Here is a 15,931-nt window from a genome sequence, read left to right as displayed (position 1 = left end):
GGGCAGATCTCAGTCCGATGCCAGGGAGCCCAGAAGGGCCATGGATTTGAGAACGAAGCTCCCTTGCGCCATCACGACGTCTCCCGCCTGCAGGGCACCGCTCACCGCCGCTTCCTCGTCGTTCCCGGCAAGTTCCTGCACCACGACCGGCACGAAACGCGTTGGCGAGCGACGCAGGAAGACAACGGTCTGGCCGTCGATTTCCTGCAGGGCAGCCTGCGGGACGATCAGCCCCCGGGCGCCACTCCCGGTCTCGAATCTGGCATCGAGCATCATGCCCGGACGCAACCGCGGAGGCGGATGGTCGAGAACGCAGACGACGCGCACCAGACCTGTCGCAGGATCGGCAAGACCTTCGATCGTATCGACCCGCGCGACGATCGCCGTATTATCCATCGCCGGATCATCCCCGGTATCTCTCCCGGCATTGTTCCCGGCATTTTTCCCGGCATCCCTTGGTCCGCTCTCCGATTCGCCGCCAGACCCACCCCCCTGGCCACTCGGGCGGAAGACGGCCCTGTCGCCCGGATCTATCCGGGATGCATCGTCGGGAGAGAGATCGGCCACCAGCCAGAGACGGGAGAGATCGACGATCGTCACCACCTTGTCTCCTGCCGTGATGTCCGAGGCCACAGCGCTGTTGACGGACTGGACGACACCATCGACGGGAGAAACGAGATCCGATGCCTCGTCCTCCACGATCCGCTCTGTCACGGAGGTGAATTCCTCGGTCCTGCGATGCTCCAGCGTCTCGAGATCCGCCTTTCGTGCCGCAACCAGACCGCGCTGCTGCTCGAGAATCATGCGCCGTTTCTGCAGTTCCCCGGTCGATACGGCACTGCCCGCCAAGGCCAGACCGCGCTTGTAGAGCTGCTCCGCCTCGAGAGCGCCTGCACGCGCGGAATCGAGCGCCGCCTGCATCTGGGCATACTGGAGATGCAGTTCATGAAGGGAGTGATCGGTGTAGCTGACGAGGCTCTGCCCCTTTCTGACACGGGCGCCCGGCGTGACATGCACGTCGGTCACCTTTCCGCTGCCCGCCGGACGGATGACGATGACGCGGCTCGTATCCGCATCCACCCGGGCCATCGCCCCGATACCCCGGATCAGCGTATCGCGACGCACGGTCGCGAACGACGTCCTTGCGTTGGTCTGGGCTTCCAGCGGCAGCTCATAGACATGGCGCCACGTGTCTTCCCCCCTGGCTGCCGGCGCCCCTGCCAGAACCGCACAGCCGATGATGACGCCTGTCGCAGCGAGGGAACGGAACGCCATGTGCGAAGCGAAGAGAAAGGCCACCTTACGCATCAGAGATATCTGGCGAAATGGCTGAATTCCTCCAGCGCATGCTCCTTGCTGAGACCGCCATCGGCCAGCGCCTCGACGATGCAATGCTCGACATGATCGCGGATCAGACGACGCTTTGCGTTGCGGATGGTGTTCTCGACCGCCTGGATCTGCTGGGCCAGATCGGCGCAGCTCCGGTCGGACTCGATCATCTCGAGAATTGTCGCAAGATGACCGTGAGCCTGTTTCAGACGGATCGTCACATTTCTGTGGCTGGGTTTGTGACTGGCCCCATGGTCGGACCCGTGACTGGGCTCGTGACTGGCCCCGTGGCTGGGCCCGTGACTGCCCCCGCGGCCCGGCCTGCGGGTGGGCCGTTGGCGCGGCTCGTGGTCTAGGGTGTCGGTCGGTCCGGGGCGCGTCTGGGTCATTCTCCTCCCATACCCTGGGGGGGAGGGGTTGAGGAAGTCTTTTTCCGGATCGGCGACCGCTCAGGGAGCGGTTTCGACGAAAACGATCTCCGCATCTGCCAGGGCATGGACGGTCACAGAGGCTTCGTCGCGCACCGCGACGCCGTCTCTTGCCTCGAGCGCGAAGGGTCCGAAACTGGCACGACCCGAGGCAAGAACGGCATAGCCGCTCCACCCGGGGGAAAACGCCCACGCAACCGACTGCCCCTGCTGCAATGTCGTCGCCCGAACCCTGGCACGGGCATTGATGGGCAGCGCGTCTTCCTCTTCCTCCATGCCCGATGCCAGAGTGACGAGCCGGCCTTCCCGCGCCCGAACCGGAAACGGACGGCTCCCCCATGAGGGCGCATGGCCGCGCCGGTCGGGCAGGATCCATATCTGGAACAATGTCGTGGGCTCGCGCTCCAGATTGAGCTCGCTATGGATGATGCCGCTCCCGGCGGACATCACCTGAACCTGCCCGGCACCGGTGCGCCCCTCATTGCCCAGAGAGTCGCGATGGGTGATGGCGCCCCGGCGAACATAGGTGATGATCTCCATGTCGCGATGCGGATGGGCCGGAAAACCGGCATCCGGCGCGATTTCGTCATCATTCCAGACGCGCAGCGCCCCCCAGCCCATCCTCTCGGGCGCGCGATACTCTGCAAAGGAAAAATGATAGGTGGCGCGCAGCCAGCCGAGATCTGCACGACCCAGCGAAGCGAGAGGCCTTGGTTCGATCATCGGGGAAGTCCTTTTTCGTCGGATGTGTCCGGGTCCCTTCGCATATGGGATGCGGATCCGGCTTCGTACAGGGCTTGCCCGGCGCCTCCGCGCCGCTGACAGCCTTCGTCCGGAACATTGCGGGCAGGAAAGCCACGGGCGAAACGCGACCGGCGGGAAACAGCCTGCGGAATACCGGGGGAGCGGTTCCGGGGGGCTGATTTCTTGCCGGAATCCGGTTTTCGAAGCAGGTTCTGGAAATTGCGGCGCAGACTTGCTAGGGTGAATACTTATTCGCCCGTTTTCCGTGACAGTCCAGAGACCCGAGAAACATGTCCGTCACCACCCCGGGAGGCCTTTCGCCCAGCACCGCCCTCACGCGTCGCATCGCCATGCTCCGCAAAAGCCAGGGCATGAGCCAGCAGCAACTGGCCGATGCCCTCGGGGTCTCGCGTTCGGCCGTCGCCTTCTGGGAAACCGGACGCGTCGGCAGCCTGCGCAAATATATCCCGAAACTGGCCGACCTCTTCGGTGTCTCGACCGAGGCCTTCCTGACCGGCATGATCGAGGAAGACATTCCGGCGATCCTCTCGCCCGACGAGAACGATCTCATCCAGCTCTACCGGGCGCTGAAACCCGAATACAAGCTGACTGCGCAGAAATGGATGGAACGTCAGGTGCATAAACAGTCCAATACACGCACCGAGCGCAGCGCGACGCCTGCACGCGCAACGGGCTCGAGGCATGCGGCGAGCTGAAAGCGGCCACCCCGCAGCGCGTTTTGCCCCCTATCGGGCCGACGCCATGCGCTCCACTCAGGACCGCGTACGAAACTGCCTCTGATATCCCGCATCGTACAGGGCACTCTCGCGAAACGCCTCCGTATCCAGGGCCGGCCCGACGAGAACGAGCGCCGTGCGGGTCACGCCTTCCCCCGCCATATCTGCGCTTACCGCGCCCAGCGTGCTTCGGACGATCAGTTCGTCCGGCCAGCTGACACGTGCAGCGATCACGACAGGGCAGGATACGCCATAAAACGGGACGAGCCGCTCTACGAGCTCGTCGAGCCTGTGTATGGCCAGATGCAAGGCGAGTGTCGCCCCGGTCGCAGCGAACGCCTCGAGCGTTTCCTTCTCCGGCATCGGAGAGGCACGTCCGGAGAGACGGGTCAGCACGATGCTCTGGGCGAGACCGGGAACCGTCAGCTCCCGTCCGATCCGCGCGGCAGCAGCGGCATAGGCAGGCACGCCAGGGGTCAGGCTATAGGGAATGCCACGCGCTTCCAGCCGCCTGATCTGTTCCGCAACGGCGCTGTACAGGGAGAGATCGCCCGAATGCAGCCGGGCGACATCCGCGCCCTGTGCATGCGCCTCCACCATGAGTGCCTCGATTTCGTCCAGACAGAGCGGCGCCGTATCGACCAGCCGGGTTCCCTCGCCGCAAAACGACAGAACGTCCGGCGGCACGATCGACCCCGCATAGAGACAGACCGGGCAGGTCGCGAGAAGATCGCGCCCCCGCAAGGTCATCAGATCGGGCGCGCCGGGACCCGCCCCTATGAAATGCACCGTCATCGCGAGAACACCCGCCCCGCGCGCGTGGCAAAGGCGCAGGTCACCCCCTCGCCCGCGAGCCGGGCACCCAGAAGGCGCCCCTGCGGACCGAGCGCCGCGAGGGCGCATCCTTCTGCGATGGAGCCGAACCCCATCGTGATCCGCGCCCGCTCCGAATGCGTGAGGCAGCGCGGCTGGGCCGAGGCCAGAGCCAGGAGATCCACGGTCCGCACAGGGAGGGAAAAGAACTGCGCGACGGCCTGAACCGCCGCGTGACGCGCACGAAAGGGCGGAACGGCAAAACAATGGGGGAGCCCCCATGTCGCAATGGCCTGCTTGACGACCTCGACCATGGCTTCGGGCGAGGCTTCGAGCCGACATCCGAGTCCGCCGACGATCATGGTTTGACGACCCGATATTGCGTTACAGTCATTGCCGGTCTGAATGCCGATACGTCACCTATGGGTCCCAGTCGCTCCATGGCGATGCGCGATAGCGCACCGCCCCAGGCTTGAAAAGCCTCGAAAAGACGCTGCTCTCCTTCCATCGTCACCGCATTGGCGACAAGTCTCCCGCCGGGCGACAGGGCGCTCCACCCCAGATCGAGCAGAGCCGGGGTCGCAACGCCGCCACCGACGAAGACGGCATCCGGTCGGGGCAGATCGTCCAGCGCGCAAGGCAGGGTCCTGTGTTCCACGTGGAGCTCGGGCACCCCCAGAGCCTCGGCATTGCGGAGAATACGGGCCACGCGCTCCGGGTCGCGTTCGACGGCACAGGCAGCGTTGGCAGGGTGACGCAACATCCACTCGATCGCGATCGAGCCGGACCCCGCGCCGAGATCCCAGAGCATTTCGCCCGCGCGGGGCGCAAGGCTCGAGAGCGTGACCGCTCTCATCTCGCGCTTCGTCATCTGGCCGTCATGCTCGAAATAGTGATCGGGCAGACCGGCCGAGAGCGGGACAAGAGCGGCATCCGGATCCGGCACGATTTGGACGGCAACCATGTTCAGCCGGTCGCACTCCCCGGATACGCCCTCATCGGCGCGCGTGACGCGGATACGTTCCCGCGCCCCTCCGAGAGCCTCCAGAACATGAATGCGGGATGCCCCGCAGCGCTGTTCGCAGAGCCAGGCGCAGAGACGGGCCGGGGTGGTTTCATCGGCAGAGAGAACCAGCAGGCGGGCGCGTGGCTGAAGCAGGGGGCGCAGACGGGCTATCGGGCGACCGCACAGGGACGCGAGCGTGACATCCTGCGCAGACCATCCGAGACGCGCGCAGGCAAGCGTAAGCGCCGATGGCGCAGGAATGACGCGCAAGGCCGCGGCGCCGAAGGCCTCGCGCAATACGCTTCCCGCTCCGAAGCAGAAAGGATCTCCCGACGCCAGCACGACGACCCGACGCCCGCACCAGGAAGCGATCTGCCCGACTCCTTCCGAGAACGGTCTGGGCCAGCAGACTCGCTGCGCGGAGCCATGCCCTTCCACGAGGGCAAGGTGCCGCTGCCCTCCCATGAGGATTTCGGCCGTCTCGATTGCCCGTTGCGCGGAGGCGGAAAGGGCCTCAAACCCGTCCTCGCCCAGGCCGATCACCGTCAGCCAGGAGCCGGTTCCGTGCGGATGAGGGGAAGCAGTCACGCGATGAACATCCTGATTCTCGGAGGGACGCCCGAAGCGCGACTCCTGTGCAACGCTCTGGCGAATATTCCCGATATCCATATCACATTTTCGTTCGCAGGCGTCACGCCCGCATTGCACCCGCCCGGCGCCACCGTGCGGACCGGCGGTTTCGGCGGTGCGGACGGATTGCGCGCTTTTCTCGAGGCGCAGGCCATTCATGCCGTGATCGACGCGACCCATCCATTCGCCGCACGCATGAGCGGCAATGCCGTCGCGGCGGCCCGGCTGGCCTCTTGCCCATTGCTGCGCATGGTGCGGCCGCCCTGGCCCGATCCGCCCGGGCGGAACTGGCACCATGTGCCGGAGATAGCCGCGGTCCCCGACGCGCTCGGATCGCGGCCGCGACGCGTTTTTCTGAGCACGGGACGCAAGGAGACAGCGCCGTTTCTGGACACTCCTCACGCGTATCTCCTGCGCTGCATCGTCTCCCCCGATACCCTCCTGCCCCCGCATATCCGGATCCTTCAGGCGCGGGGCCCTTTCTCACCCGAAAGCGAACGTGCCCTGTTTCGCGACGAACGCATCGATTGTCTCGTGACAAAGAATGCCGGAGGCATGGCGGTTTCGGCCAAGCTCGAAGCGGCGCGCGATCTCGGGATCGACGTGATCATGATCGACAGGCCGCCCCTCCCTCCGGCGCAGGAATGTCATACGATCGGGGACGCGCTGATCTGGATTCAGGATACGCTGCGCGCGGTATAGATCCGGCTTTCCTGCCCCGGGCGGACGATCTCGCGTGTCTGCGCACAGCCGATCATGACCAGCGTGCTCATATCCGCCATTTCGCCACGCGCCTGCGCCAGCGTCGTGGACAGCACCCGTTCGTCTTCGCGGCCGATGGCGCGGGCGAAAACGATCAGGGTGTCGGGTGGGAGAATGTCACGCAGAAGCGCGAAAGCCCGGTCGAGCTGGTCAGGTCGGGATTTCGATCGGGGATTGTACAGGGCTATGACCAGCCCGGCCTCGGCAGCGAGGCCCAGACGACGCGCGACGACCGGCCACGGCTTGAGATTATCCGACAGGGAAAGCACGCAGAAATCGCCTCCCAGCGGTGCGCCGAGCCGGGCGGAGGCCGCCAGAACCGCGCTGATCCCGGGGATGACCCTGACATCGATCGTCTTCCAGTGCGGATCGCCCGTGTCGATGGCTTCGAAAATGGCGCTCGCCATGCCGAAGACCCCCGCATCGCCACCGGACACCACAACGGGAAGGCGCCCTTCGAGCGCGAGAGTCAGGGCGTGGCGTGCCCGATCGAGCTCTTCGCGATTGTCGCTGCCATGCCTGACGGGGGCGTGCGGGACGTAACCTTGCGCGTTGGGGCCACGCGGGCACGACTCGTCTGGAGCCGAACGGCCCGGCCCCGCTTCGATCAGCGCCGCTGCGCGCGCGACATAGGGAAAATAACCCAGAAGATCGGTCGCCCCGGCCAGAGCCCTGCGGGCCTCAGCCGTGACCTGTTCGCTATTCCCCGGGCCGAGACCCACGACATACAGAACGGGCGTCATCGCGGACGCCTGCGACCGGGAACGAGAATCATCGAGAAATAGGGCGCCCGGTCGGGCGCACGCTCCATCGCAAGACAGAGCTGCTCGGGCTGGGTGCCCCGCTCGACATAGATTGCCTGCGCCTCGCGCCCTGCCCGGCGCAGCGCATCGCGCACCTTGGGCAGATTGCGTCCGATCTTCATGATGACATGCGCATCGCCCTGCGCCAGACACGCCGCCAGCCGGTCCCCGTCCAGGGTCGCGGGCAGAACGCTCAATATGTCGTCGCCATGCACCATCGGAAGGCAGGCAGCCGACCAGCATCCGCTCATCCCCGTGATTCCCGGAACGACCTCGCAGCGGTGATGCGGTGAGAGCCGATCGAAAAGATACATGGCCGAGCCGTAGAGAAACGGATCTCCCTCGCACAGCACCACCACCCGCCTCCCCAGCGCGAGCGCCTCCGAAAGCTGCGCGGCACAGTCATCGTAAAAACGCCCCATTCCCTCGAGATAGGCGGGATCGTCGACAGAAACGCCGGTGGTATAGGGATAGTCGAAGCGCAATGTCCGGGCGGCGCTGGTCACGTGATCGCCAGCGATCACACGCGCATGTCCCGGTTTTCCCCTTGCGGCGAACCAGGCGACGACATCGGCCTCGGCGAGGCAGCGCACGGCCTTGAGGGTCAGCAATTCCGGATCGCCCGGCCCCATACCGACGATCTGGCAAAGTCCCGTCATCGTGTTGTCATTCCGCGTGGCTGGCCAGCGCGTTGACGCAGGCGGCCGCCATGGCGCTTCCGCCCAGCCGCCCCCTGACGATGGCCCACGGGATCTCGCCGAAGGCCGCCAGAGCGTCCTTGGACTCCATGGCACCGACGAATCCGACCGGCATGCCGATAATGGCTGCCGGACGCTTTCCCCCCTGGCGAATCAGCTCGAGCAGACGAAACAGGGCCGTCGGGGCATTGCCGATCACGACCAGCGCATTCTCGACGTCGCTGCCCCACAGATCCACCGCCGCTGCCGAGCGCGTATTGCCGATGAAGCGCGCGAGCTCTGGCGTACGCATGTCGCGCAAGGTGCACAGAACGGGGTTTTCGGCCGGGAGCCGCGCGCGCGTGATGCCATGCGCCACCATCTCGGAATCGCACAGAATAGGCGCGCCCGCTTTCAGCGCGCGCTCTGCGACACGCACGAAATCCGGGGCGAAGGCGAGATGACGCACGATCTCGACCATACCGCAGGCATGGATGATCCGGACCGCGACCCGCGCCTGCTCCGGCGTCAGACCGGAAAGATCGGCCTCTTCCCGGATGATCGCGAAGGAACGGGCATAGATCGCTGCTCCGTCGCGGATGTAATCGTACGCGCCCGTCGTCATGAGGGTTGCGGTTCCTTCCTGTCTGTCCTGAGCAGACGCATTCGCACGTCCTCGCACGCAAGACCAGTCTCGAGGGGCGGAGTTGCCGCATCGCCATCGAGAATAAGGTCGTACCCTCCCCTGCGCCCGACCAGCGTGATGTCGCTCCGACCGCGTTCCGCACAGCTCTTGGCGCAACCGGAGACATGCAGGGTACGCCCTCCCAGATAAGGAGCGAGCGCGCGCGCCGTCTCGTAGCTCGCGGCCTCGGCCTGTGAACAGGCGCCGAGCCCGGGACAGGCGCGCAGACCGAGCCGCGGATCGTCCTGCGCGACGATCATGTGTCGCAGGGCGATATCGCGTTCGAGAACGAGGCCCCTCCATGGCGTCACCCGAGCCGCTACGCCCTGCCTGCCGAGATCGTGCAGGGTTTCCGCCTCGAGCACCCCCATGACCGCGACCCCTCCGTACAGACCGGGAAGAAACGCCCCCAGAAGCAGAGGGGACACGCTGCCGCGATCCGGGGCGGCGTGAAGGGTCCTCGGGGCATCGCGATGCGCGTCGTGCCACGCCAGCAAGTCCTGGACCGCATTGCAGACATCGTCTATCGCGCCCCGGCCGCCCGGAATCTCCGTCCGCTGCACGCCATGTCGGATCGACCACCCCGCACTTCCTGCCTGAATTGCGATATCCGCGCGCAGCGTACCCACGGGAACGTATCCCCCGCCATCGACGCAGACAGAGAATTTTTCCGGAAAGACCCAGCGACAGGCGGGGTCTGTCAGGATCTGCTCCAGCCTTCGGAACAGCGCCATCGTCTCCGGGGCACAAGCCGGATCGAGGCCCGCCAGAGGGGATGCGAAAACTATGCGTCTTCTGGCTTCCTCGAGCGGGTTCGCCCGTCCGAGGCCCTGCGCGGCAGCAAGGGCGGCGAAACTTCCGGCCGCTTCCATGCCGAGCCCACGGAGCTGGATATTTCCCCTCTGGGTCAGGGTGATCTGCCCGTTTCCTTCCATGAGCGCGAACTCGGCGAGAAACGTCATCTGTGCAGGCGTGAGGCCTGTCACGTCGGGCGTGATGCGGACGATCCAGCCATCGTGACTTTGCATCGGCGCATGCAGGCCGGGACACCAGCCCTTCTTGCGGGAAAATTCGCTCATGCCGCCTGTGATAGCGCCAAGCGATGCGCAAGGCATGAAAAAAGCTGCCCGTCGTGAAACGGGCAGCTTCCGGAAGACGTCTTGCCCCCCCCTTTTCGGGAGGGAGCGAAGCCGCATCAGGGAATGGTGCTGTGAACCGGAATGGGCACGGGCGTCACCACGATTCCCTGGCTGCGATCGACCAGAGCGCCCGGAACGATGCCGAGCACGAGGGTCGCACAGGCCAGAACGGCGATGAGCGTGGCATTGGCGGGCGTCGGCATCGAAAGCTCGGCCCGCGAGACATATCCCTCGGGAGCGGGGGTCAGCATGATGAGGATCAGACGCAGATAGTAGAAAAGTCCGATCGTGCTGCTGAGGATAAGGACGAACAGAAGCAGGATCTGATGCGCCGATACGCCTGCGGCCACGATATAGAACTTCGCGAAGAATCCGACTGCGGGCGGAATACCCGCGAGCGAGATCAGCATGATGGACATCGCCAGAGCCGCAGCGGGCTTGCGGCGGAACAACCCGTGCCATTCGCGGATGTCGCGCCCCTGGGGCAGAACCCCGTTCATGATCGCGAATACACCCAGCGTCGAGATCGCATAGGCCGCGAGATAGAAAGCAGCGGAGGCGACACCGAAAGGCTGGGGGGAAAGGAAGGCGACCAGAAGATAACCGACATGCGCGATGGAGGAACCGGCCAGCAGACGACGCAGATCGGTCTGGACCACCGCCATGAGATTTCCGCCCAGCATGCTGAGGACGGCCACGATCAGGATCTCGTTCACCTGTGCGCTGGGAACGCCCAGATTGACGCTCGAGAAATAACGCAGCATGGCCGCGAAAAGCGCGATCTTGGACGTGACCGCAACCAGAGACGCGACCGGAATGGTCGTCCCCTCGAGCACATCGGCCAGCCAGAGATGGAACGGCACCGCCGAAAGCTTGAAGAACATGCCCGTCAGAACGAGGATGACACCCATCGTGCCGATCATCGGCTCGGGCAGATGCGACAGATCGGGCATCGCAAAACGCAGGGATCCCGTCTCCGCGAAGATGAGGGCGAAACCGAAGATCAGCGTGGCCGAGGCGACACCCGAAAGCAGCAGATATTTCATCGCGGCTTCACCGGCATCCAGACGCTCGTTCCTGAAGGCGATCAGACCGAGGAGAGAGAGGCTGAGTGTCTCGAGGCCGAGAAAGAACGAGATGACGTTCACGGCGCAGGTCATCGCCACACCGCCGAGCGTGGCGAGGGTCAGAAGGATGAAATACTCGCTGTTGACGCTCGGATCGGCACTGATCGCGCCGTGGCGCGACATCAGGACGATGGCAATGACCGAGAGAATGATCAGCGCCCCGGCATAGGATCCCCAGCTATCCGAGGAAAACAGGGGCAGCGATCCGGTCATGATCAGAAACGTCGGGAGCATGATGGATGCAAGCGACGCCAGCAGGACGATCACACAGAGCACCGCATCGCGCGCGACATGACGCCGCCACGAAATGGCTGCGAGCTGCACCAGGCTTCCAAGGCACAACACCAGCACGGCATTGGGAAGGAACGAGAAAGACATTACTGGGCCTGCTCCTGAGCATAGCTCACACTATGGGGGCTTGCCGGGACCGAGAGATTCAGAACCGGCTGCGGATAAACGCCCAGCGCGAGGAGTAGAAGGGCTGCCACACCGAGAACGGCGACATGCGGCACGGACAGGGCGCCGAGCGGCGACGACGCCTCGCTGCGCCGGGGACCGAAGAACACACGCAGCATCATGGTGAGCGAATAGACCGAGGACAGAACCAGCCCCGCCGCGGCGAAGAATGTCATGGTATGGCTCACCTGCCAGGTCCCCATAAGGACGAGGAATTCACCGACGAAATTGCCGAGACCGGGAAGGCCGAGAGAGGCCGCAGCGAAGAACATGGCAAAGGCCGAGAATTGCGGCATGGCGGGCCAGAGGCCTCCCATCTTCGCCATATCGCGCGTGCCGAGACGATCCTCCAGAAGACCCGCGATCACGAACAGCGCACCCGTGCTCAATCCGTGCGCGACCATCTGGGCGATGGCGCCTTCCATGCCGATCCGGGTGCCGGAGAAGACCCCGAGCAGAATGAAGCCGAGATGGCTGATCGAGGAATAGGCGATCAGCCGCTTGATATCGCTCTGGGCGACCGCAAGCCAGGCGCAATAGAGAATCCCGACCACGCCGAGGGTCATGGCGACAGGGGCGAGATGCGCGGCCGGTCCGGGGAACAGCATGACGACGAAACGGATCATGCCGTATCCGCCGGTCTTGGCCAGAACACCCGAAAGAAGGATGCTCGCTGCCGCAGGAGAGGCGGCATAGGTGTCAGGCAGCCAGGCATGGAACGGAACCATGGGCAGCTTGACCGCGAAGGCGAGGAAGAAGCCCAGCATCAGCACGCCAGCGACAGGGGTGATCATCGCGGTCTGCGAGAGCAGGAAATAGTCGAACGTGATCACGCTCGTACGCTGCGCATTGACGATGACCAGACCGAGAATGGCGAGCAGCATGAGCAGGCCGCTTCCCTGCGTGAACAGGAAGAACTTCAGAACCGCGCGCTGACGCCCTGCATCGCCCCAGATCAGGATGATTCCGAACAGCGGCAGAAGCATCAGCTCCCAGAAGAAGAAGAACAGGAAAAGATCGGTCGCCATGAAGACGCCGTTGATCCCGGCGATCGTCGACAGGAGGAGGAAATGGAACAGACCGGCCCGCTCGCTGACATTGCGCGCGCTGAGCAGCGCACAGGGAAAGGAGATCAGCGCATTGAGCCAGAGCATGACGAGCCCGAGACCATCGAGATCGAAACGCAAATTGATTCCGAGCAGCGGGATCCAGGGCATGGAGAAATGGGCGAACCATCCCCCCGTGCCGGCCGAAAGAGAGGCCAGCGTCACATTGACCAGAACCAGAAGCATCAGGATCAGGGTGACGAGTGACACAGCCCATGCAGGACGTGTGGCGCCGCGCAGACCTGCGATCCAGGCGGCGAATCCCCCGAGAAAGGGAATAAGAACGAGAGCGGGAAGCGCAAACATCATCATACCGCCAGACAAAGAGCTGCAACCGTTCCTGCCGCAATCCAGCCGGCATAGCGACGCACCTGGCCGCTCTGCAGACGGGCGATGGCCTGGCCGCTGCCCTGGGTCAGGGCGGCGATCAGATCATAGAAACGATCGATGAAATCACGACGGTTCAGATGAGCGAGCACCATGAACGGCCGCACGAAGATCCGGTCATACAGCGTATCGAAACCCCAATCCGCACGCAGGGTGGCGATTGCGGGGCTCTCGGCCGGAGTCGGTGCCACGTCGCGCGGACGCCAGAGCGTCCAGGCGATGGTGACACCTGCGATCGGAACGAGAGAACCGACGATCAGCAGACTGGTCCCGTGTTCCTGGGGCAGTGCCCCGAGAACGGGAGAAAGCAGGTTGGAGAAGATGTGCACATTGGCGATCGCATCCGGCATCTCCATCCAACCTCCCGCGATGGCCAGCACCGAGAGAATGGCCATGGGCAATGCCATGGCCATGCCGGAGCGGCCATGCGCATGGGTGCGATGACCGCCCCAGAACACGATGAAGACGCAGCGGAAGATATAGATCGAGGTCAGGAACGCACCGAACAGGGCACCCGCCCAGAAGATCGGGCTCACCTCATAGGCGCTGCCAAGAATGAGTTCCTTGGAGAAATAGCCCGCCGTGATCAGCGGAAGACCCGCAAGAGCGGCCGAGCCGATCAGGAACGCCGTGAAGACCCAGGGCATGTCCTTGCGCAGACCACCCATCTTGAAGATGTCCTGCTCGTGATGGACGCGCAGGATGATCGAACCCGCCGCCATGAAGAGCAGTGCCTTGAAGAACGCATGGGTCACGAGGTGGAACATGGCGGCGTGCCACGCGCCGCATCCGAGCGCCAGATACATGTATCCGAGCTGACTCATGGTGGAATAGGCCAGGATACGCTTGATATCGGTCTGGACCAGGGCGCTTCCCGCAGCGAGGAGGATGGTGACGAAACCGACGACGGCGCAGGCGAGCATCGCGGCAGGCGTCAGCACGAACAGGCCGTGCAGGCGCGCCAGCAGATAGACGCCCGCCGTGACCATGGTGGCCGCGTGGATGAGGGCCGAAACCGGTGTCGGACCCGCCATGGCGTCAGGCAGCCAGGTCTGGAGAGGCACCTGTGCCGATTTTGCCATGGCGCCGCCAAGCAGAAGGAACATGCCCAGGGTCAGGGTTGTGGAAGGCGCATGCGGCCCGACTGCGAGCAGGGTCGGAATATCGAGCGATCCCACGGCCGTGGCCATCAGGAGCATGCCGAGCAGGAAGAGCGCATCGCCGACGCGCGTAACCACGAAGGCCTTGCGTGCCGCGACGGCATTGGCCTGCTCGCCATACCAGAAACCGATAAGCAGGTAAGAGCACAGACCGACGCCTTCCCAGCCGACGAAGACCGCAAGCAGATCCGACGCCAGAACCAGCAGGAGCATGGAGGCGACGAACAGGGTCATGTAGGCAAAGAAGCGCGCGATGTCCGGGTCGTCATACATATAGGCGCAGGCATAGACCAGGATCAGGAAGCCCACGCAGGAAACGACCAGCATCATCACCAGAGAGAGGCGATCGAGGCTGAGTGCGATCTGGGCCGTGAAATTGCCGACCTGCATCCAGTTCCACAGCACGACATGCAGCGCGCCGAGCGAATCGGGACCGGTCAGGAAGCTATAGGCCGAAATGACGGCGAAGAGGGCGCAAAGACCCATACCCGCACCGACGAGCAGTGTGGTGGCACGGGCGGGAAGCTTGCCCCCCGTCAGCATCAGGATGATGGAGACGAAAAGGGGACAGGCGATGACAAGTGGAAGCAGCGTAGCCACGAGACTAACCCCCCAGACGATTGCCGGTATCGGCGTCAAGCGTGGCACGTCCGGCGGCATGCATACGCAGGATGATGGCAAGACCCACGGCGGATTCCGCAGCCGCGAACGCGACGATCATGATGAACATGACCTGACCGTCGGCGAGATGCCAGCGATTGCCTGCCGCAATGAAGGCCAGGCAGGCCGCATTCAGCATGACTTCCGTCGACATCAGCATGAACAGCAGGTTGCGACGCACGAGCACGCCGAGCGCACCGAGCGAAAAGAGAATGACGGCGACGATGAGCGCGCCATTGGGATCGGCAGCATTCATATCAGGATTTCCCTCCGATGCGGCGGCCGATGTGATAGGCGCTCACGAGCCCTGCGAGGAGCAGGAACGAAGACAGCTCGACGGTCAGGATATACGGACCGTAAAGCGTGAGCCCGACCTGCTGGGGTCCGATCGGCGTTCCGGCGGTTCCCACGGCCATCGTGCTGCGTTGCGTGCCATAGACGAGCAGCCCCATGAGCAGCGCCGCGATGACGCCAGGGCCGATCCAGGCGCCGCCTGCAAACCAGCCTTTTTCGCGCAGCTGGTCCGGCTGGCCCAGATTGATCATCATGACCACGAAAACGAACAGGACAATGATGGCCCCGGCATAGACGATGATTTCGAGCATCGCCGCGAAAGGTGCGCCGAGCTCGTCGAACATGCAGGCGAGCGCCAGAAGGGAGACGACCAGATAGAGCAGGCCGTGGACGGGAATGGTGCGGGTGATCGCCAACGCAGTCGCGCCGATGGCAATCAACCCATAGAGTTCAAGCACGATGTTCATGATCAGGGCATCAGCGCATGGATATCGACAGGCTTGGCTTCATTTTCGGCTTCACCCTTGTTCTTGCCCGGGATCTTGAGCCCCGAAACATTATAGAAGCTGTAGTCGTGGACCTTGCCCGGCCCGCTGATCAGGAGATCTTCCTTCTCGTAGACCAGGTTCTGGCGCACATACTCGCTCATCTCGAAATCCGGGGTGAGCTGGATGGCATAGGTCGGGCACGCCTCCTCGCAGAAGCCGCAGAAAATGCAGCGCGAGAAGTTGATCTGGAAGAACTCCGGATACCAGCGCCCCTCCCTCTCTCCCTTCTGGAGGCTGATGCAATCCACGGGACAGGCCGCGGCGCAGAGGTTGCAGGCAACGCATCGTTCTTCGCCGCCCGGATCCCGGGTGAGAACGATGCGACCGCGATAACGGGGCGACAGATAGGGTTTGACGTCCGGATACTGCACCGTTTCATTGCGATGAAACATATGCAGGAACGTCATCCATATGGTGCGGATGATACCGAGCATGGCGCG

General features: G+C 64.0%; 18 protein-coding genes. 2 read left to right on the top strand and 16 right to left on the bottom strand.

From position 1 onward, the window contains the following. Nucleotides 1-9: 9 nt before the first annotated feature. The 3 genes from SSA02_RS00795 to SSA02_RS00785 are packed head-to-tail and all read right to left on the bottom strand — an operon-like array spanning nucleotide 10 to nucleotide 2,480. Nucleotides 10-1,308, bottom strand: a complete 1,299-nt coding sequence (locus SSA02_RS00795) for an efflux RND transporter periplasmic adaptor subunit (protein ID WP_147092036.1) — start codon at nucleotides 1,306-1,308, stop codon at nucleotides 10-12. Further along, entirely contained in the window at nucleotides 1,308-1,718 is a 411-nt protein-coding gene (locus SSA02_RS00790) for a metal-sensing transcriptional repressor (RefSeq protein WP_147092035.1), read from the bottom strand. Before SSA02_RS00790 ends, SSA02_RS00795 begins: the two co-directional genes overlap by 1 nt. A 60-nt stretch (nucleotides 1,719-1,778) precedes the next feature. Next, entirely contained in the window at nucleotides 1,779-2,480 is a 702-nt protein-coding gene (locus SSA02_RS00785; protein WP_147092034.1) for a pirin family protein, read from the bottom strand. A 311-nt stretch (nucleotides 2,481-2,791) separates the two neighbouring features. Here SSA02_RS00785 and SSA02_RS00780 point away from each other — a divergent pair, with 311 nt between their 5' ends. Beyond that, nucleotides 2,792-3,217, top strand: coding sequence for a helix-turn-helix domain-containing protein (locus SSA02_RS00780; protein ID WP_147092033.1), 426 nt, complete (start codon nucleotides 2,792-2,794; stop codon nucleotides 3,215-3,217). Between the two features lie 57 nt (nucleotides 3,218-3,274). Here the strand turns inward: SSA02_RS00780 and cobM are convergent, their stop codons facing one another. From cobM to cbiE, 3 genes are read right to left on the bottom strand one after another with little or no spacing between them, the layout of a single operon-like run. After that, a complete protein-coding gene (gene cobM / locus SSA02_RS00775; protein WP_147092032.1) occupies nucleotides 3,275-4,033 on the bottom strand; it encodes a precorrin-4 C(11)-methyltransferase in 759 nt (252 codons plus the stop codon). Continuing rightward, complete coding sequence (locus tag SSA02_RS00770) at nucleotides 4,030-4,413, bottom strand: cobalamin biosynthesis protein (RefSeq protein WP_147092031.1); 384 nt, start codon at nucleotides 4,411-4,413, stop codon at nucleotides 4,030-4,032. The genes cobM and SSA02_RS00770 overlap by 4 nt, the downstream gene beginning before the upstream one ends. Beyond that, nucleotides 4,410-5,645, bottom strand: coding sequence for a precorrin-6y C5,15-methyltransferase (decarboxylating) subunit CbiE (cbiE, locus tag SSA02_RS00765; protein ID WP_246103536.1), 1,236 nt, complete (start codon nucleotides 5,643-5,645; stop codon nucleotides 4,410-4,412). The genes SSA02_RS00770 and cbiE overlap by 4 nt, the downstream gene beginning before the upstream one ends. 3 nt (nucleotides 5,646-5,648) lie before the next feature. Here cbiE and SSA02_RS00760 point away from each other — a divergent pair, with 3 nt between their 5' ends. After that, entirely contained in the window at nucleotides 5,649-6,389 is a 741-nt protein-coding gene (locus tag SSA02_RS00760; protein ID WP_186807613.1) for a cobalt-precorrin-6A reductase, read from the top strand. On the opposite strand, the gene SSA02_RS00755 is transcribed toward SSA02_RS00760, so the two are convergent. From SSA02_RS00755 to nuoI, 10 genes are all read right to left on the bottom strand, one after another. Further along, a complete protein-coding gene (locus SSA02_RS00755; RefSeq protein ID WP_147092028.1) occupies nucleotides 6,365-7,192 on the bottom strand; it encodes a precorrin-3B C(17)-methyltransferase in 828 nt (275 codons plus the stop codon). The genes SSA02_RS00760 and SSA02_RS00755 overlap by 25 nt on opposite strands. Then, entirely contained in the window at nucleotides 7,189-7,911 is a 723-nt protein-coding gene (locus SSA02_RS00750) for a precorrin-2 C(20)-methyltransferase (RefSeq protein WP_147092027.1), read from the bottom strand. The genes SSA02_RS00755 and SSA02_RS00750 overlap by 4 nt, the downstream gene beginning before the upstream one ends. Nucleotides 7,912-7,918: 7 nt before the next feature. Further along, the gene (locus SSA02_RS00745) at nucleotides 7,919-8,554 is read right to left on the bottom strand and encodes a precorrin-8X methylmutase (protein WP_147092026.1); all 636 of its coding nucleotides are present in this window, start codon (nucleotides 8,552-8,554) and stop codon (nucleotides 7,919-7,921) included. Next, nucleotides 8,551-9,693, bottom strand: a complete 1,143-nt coding sequence (locus SSA02_RS00740; protein ID WP_186807612.1) for a hypothetical protein — start codon at nucleotides 9,691-9,693, stop codon at nucleotides 8,551-8,553. The genes SSA02_RS00745 and SSA02_RS00740 overlap by 4 nt, the downstream gene beginning before the upstream one ends. 116 nt (nucleotides 9,694-9,809) lie before the next feature. After that, nucleotides 9,810-11,258, bottom strand: coding sequence for an NADH-quinone oxidoreductase subunit N (locus tag SSA02_RS00735; RefSeq protein ID WP_147092024.1), 1,449 nt, complete (start codon nucleotides 11,256-11,258; stop codon nucleotides 9,810-9,812). Next, nucleotides 11,258-12,766, bottom strand: a complete 1,509-nt coding sequence (locus SSA02_RS00730) for a complex I subunit 4 family protein (protein WP_306345079.1) — start codon at nucleotides 12,764-12,766, stop codon at nucleotides 11,258-11,260. Before SSA02_RS00730 ends, SSA02_RS00735 begins: the two co-directional genes overlap by 1 nt. Then, complete coding sequence (nuoL, locus tag SSA02_RS00725) at nucleotides 12,751-14,589, bottom strand: NADH-quinone oxidoreductase subunit L (protein WP_246103535.1); 1,839 nt, start codon at nucleotides 14,587-14,589, stop codon at nucleotides 12,751-12,753. The genes SSA02_RS00730 and nuoL overlap by 16 nt, the downstream gene beginning before the upstream one ends. A 4-nt stretch (nucleotides 14,590-14,593) precedes the next feature. Beyond that, nucleotides 14,594-14,905, bottom strand: a complete 312-nt coding sequence (nuoK, locus tag SSA02_RS00720; protein ID WP_147092022.1) for an NADH-quinone oxidoreductase subunit NuoK — start codon at nucleotides 14,903-14,905, stop codon at nucleotides 14,594-14,596. Nucleotide 14,906: 1 nt separating this feature from the next. Continuing rightward, the gene (gene nuoJ / locus SSA02_RS00715; protein ID WP_147092021.1) at nucleotides 14,907-15,410 is read right to left on the bottom strand and encodes an NADH-quinone oxidoreductase subunit J; all 504 of its coding nucleotides are present in this window, start codon (nucleotides 15,408-15,410) and stop codon (nucleotides 14,907-14,909) included. A 2-nt stretch (nucleotides 15,411-15,412) separates the two neighbouring features. Continuing rightward, nucleotides 15,413-15,925: an NADH-quinone oxidoreductase subunit NuoI gene (gene nuoI, locus SSA02_RS00710; RefSeq protein ID WP_147092020.1), complete on the bottom strand. Its 513-nt coding sequence runs from the start codon at nucleotides 15,923-15,925 to the stop codon at nucleotides 15,413-15,415. Nucleotides 15,926-15,931 lie beyond the last annotated feature (6 nt).

This window comes from Swaminathania salitolerans, assembly GCF_007988945.1.
Taxonomy (GTDB): domain Bacteria; phylum Pseudomonadota; class Alphaproteobacteria; order Acetobacterales; family Acetobacteraceae; genus Swaminathania; species Swaminathania salitolerans.
Note: the sequence above shows the minus strand (reverse complement) of the source record. Positions and strands in the feature narration are given on the sequence as shown.

Bases quoted from the DNA above. Each gene is read 5' to 3' on its own strand.
- SSA02_RS00740 (WP_186807612.1), bottom strand. From the start codon at position 9,693: ATGAGCGAATTTTCCCGCAAGAAGGGCTGGTGTCCCGGCCTGCATGCG.
- SSA02_RS00745 (WP_147092026.1), bottom strand. From the start codon at position 8,554: ATGACGACGGGCGCGTACGATTACATCCGCGACGGAGCAGCGATCTAT.
- SSA02_RS00790 (WP_147092035.1), bottom strand. From the start codon at position 1,718: ATGACCCAGACGCGCCCCGGACCGACCGACACCCTAGACCACGAGCCG.
- nuoJ (WP_147092021.1), bottom strand. From the start codon at position 15,410: ATGAACATCGTGCTTGAACTCTATGGGTTGATTGCCATCGGCGCGACT.
- SSA02_RS00755 (WP_147092028.1), bottom strand. From the start codon at position 7,192: ATGACGCCCGTTCTGTATGTCGTGGGTCTCGGCCCGGGGAATAGCGAA.
- SSA02_RS00750 (WP_147092027.1), bottom strand. From the start codon at position 7,911: ATGACGGGACTTTGCCAGATCGTCGGTATGGGGCCGGGCGATCCGGAA.
- cobM (WP_147092032.1), bottom strand. From the start codon at position 4,033: ATGACGGTGCATTTCATAGGGGCGGGTCCCGGCGCGCCCGATCTGATG.
- nuoK (WP_147092022.1), bottom strand. From the start codon at position 14,905: ATGAATGCTGCCGATCCCAATGGCGCGCTCATCGTCGCCGTCATTCTC.
- SSA02_RS00770 (WP_147092031.1), bottom strand. From the start codon at position 4,413: ATGATCGTCGGCGGACTCGGATGTCGGCTCGAAGCCTCGCCCGAAGCC.
- SSA02_RS00780 (WP_147092033.1), top strand. From the start codon at position 2,792: ATGTCCGTCACCACCCCGGGAGGCCTTTCGCCCAGCACCGCCCTCACG.
- SSA02_RS00760 (WP_186807613.1), top strand. From the start codon at position 5,649: ATGAACATCCTGATTCTCGGAGGGACGCCCGAAGCGCGACTCCTGTGC.
- SSA02_RS00785 (WP_147092034.1), bottom strand. From the start codon at position 2,480: ATGATCGAACCAAGGCCTCTCGCTTCGCTGGGTCGTGCAGATCTCGGC.
- nuoI (WP_147092020.1), bottom strand. From the start codon at position 15,925: ATGCTCGGTATCATCCGCACCATATGGATGACGTTCCTGCATATGTTT.
- SSA02_RS00735 (WP_147092024.1), bottom strand. From the start codon at position 11,258: ATGTCTTTCTCGTTCCTTCCCAATGCCGTGCTGGTGTTGTGCCTTGGA.
- SSA02_RS00795 (WP_147092036.1), bottom strand. From the start codon at position 1,308: ATGCGTAAGGTGGCCTTTCTCTTCGCTTCGCACATGGCGTTCCGTTCC.